Source organism: Rhizobium sp. PEPV16 (genome assembly GCF_008919455.1).
Lineage (GTDB): Bacteria > Pseudomonadota > Alphaproteobacteria > Rhizobiales > Rhizobiaceae > Rhizobium > Rhizobium leguminosarum_Q.
The window spans coordinates 1-1706 of the sequence record NZ_VSZV01000049.1; the positions used below are offsets into that span (position 1 = coordinate 1).

Annotated in this window: 2 protein-coding genes; one reads left to right on the forward strand and one right to left on the reverse strand. The window is 61.5% G+C overall.

The window, feature by feature from the left end; genetic code table 11:
• A partial coding sequence (locus FY112_RS00380) for an ABC transporter ATP-binding protein (RefSeq protein WP_181018110.1) occupies nt 1-1123 on the reverse strand: 1123 nt, incomplete at its 3' end.
• A 295-nt stretch (nt 1124-1418) separates the two neighbouring features.
• Between FY112_RS00380 and FY112_RS00390 the strand changes: the two genes are divergently transcribed.
• Nucleotides 1419-1706: GFA family protein (locus FY112_RS00390; protein WP_151517355.1), on the forward strand; the 288-nt coding region annotated here is incomplete at its 3' end.

The following is a 1706-nucleotide window of genomic DNA, read 5'->3' on the forward strand; positions in this document are numbered from 1 at the left end:
AACTGATCTCGCCTCTTGGTGCCGGCATCGGAAGCGCCGCCGGCCGATCGGTGATATCGGGCGCGATCTCCAGGATCTCCATGGCCCTGACGAAGCCGGTATAACCCTCCTGCCAGAGGCGCACGAAATTCGCCAGCCGCTGCACGGGATCGACCAGCACGGCGACACAAAGCAGGAAGGTCAGCATATCAGGCACGGTCAGCTCCGCCGCCAGGATGCGCAGGCCGCCGACGATGATCACCAATATGGTTACCAGCTGGGCGAAGGTTTCGGTGCCGACCGAAAACCAGGCTTCGCTGCGGTAGCCCTCGGCGCGGCTTTGCAGGAAGCGCCGGTTCTGCTCGGCGAAGCGTTCCTTCTCCAGCGCCTCGTTGGCAAAGGACTGGACGACGCGGATGCCCGCAAGTGCATCCTCCACCCGCTCGTTGACGGCGGCGATCTGCCGTTTGCTGGCTTCGAGCGCGCGGTTCATGCGCCGGTTGAAATAGAGCGCATAGGCGACCGCCGCCGGAGTGAGCAGCAGGATGAGAGCTGCCAATGGCGGATCGATGAAGAACAGCACCAGCATGGCCCCGCCGTATTTGAGTACGGCGATGGAAAGATCCTCGGGGCCATGATGAAAGAGCTCACCCAGCCACAGGCTGTCATTGGTGATGCGGCTCATCAGCTGGCCGGTGCGCTGGCGGTCGTAAAAACTGAACGAGAGCTTCTGGCAGTGCTCGAAGAGTTCTTGGCGCACCGTCGCTTCGATGCGCGCGCCCATCACATGGCCGCGATAATCGACGAAGAAGATGGCGACGATCTGGACCGCCAGCACGGCCAGCATGACGCCGCCCATTGCAAGGATGTGTGCGAAGGCCTGTGGCGCGTCGGGCAGAGCCAGAAGGCGGCTCGTGACGATGTTGGCGCAGAGCGGCAGGGCGACCGCCGTGCCGGCGACCAGGATGGCGCAAAGTAGATCCGCCAGCAGCAAAGGCAAATGCGGACGATAGTAGGAGAGGAATTTGCGCATACGCGACCAACGCCGCTCGCGGTCGCCGGCATTCGCATTGTCGCGGAAGAATCTCGGGAAGAGGTTATGGCGTCGCGAGCTTTTCCTCGCGCGGGAGAACCGAATGTTCATGAAGCTGAATGTCCTTGTGGGGGATGTTTCCTTTCAGTTCGGACAGGGTCGCTCTCATGTCAGTCTCCCGGGGGTCGAATGAATTGGACCTTAAGTATCGCCGACAATAGCCGGCGATTCAATGCCGGGATGAGATGAGGTTGGCGGCTGTTGTCGTCGAGCAACAGGTGTTCGCGCTGACCAAGCATGCATAAGGCCGGCGATTTTCAAGATTTCTGATGATTTCGTTGAACGGAATGGATTTGACGCCAAGGGCGATCGGCGGCAACATTCGGTCATAAACGGGAGAGCGATGATGGCCGAACGGCATACAGGTGGCTGCCTTTGCGGCGCCGTGCGATTTTCAACGACGGCGAAGCCAGGACCCGTGGTCGGCTGCCATTGCTCGCAGTGCCGCCGGCAGACGGGGTTTTATTACGCCGCGGTCAACGTGGCCCGCACGGCTCTTTCGGTTGATGGCACCGAGGCGGTCCGTTGGTACCGGTCGAGCGAAGAGGCGCAGCGCGGCTTCTGCTCGAATTGCGGCTCCGCGCTGTTCTGGCAGGCGGACGAATCGGCGGAAGTTTCTGTCATGGCAGGCGCC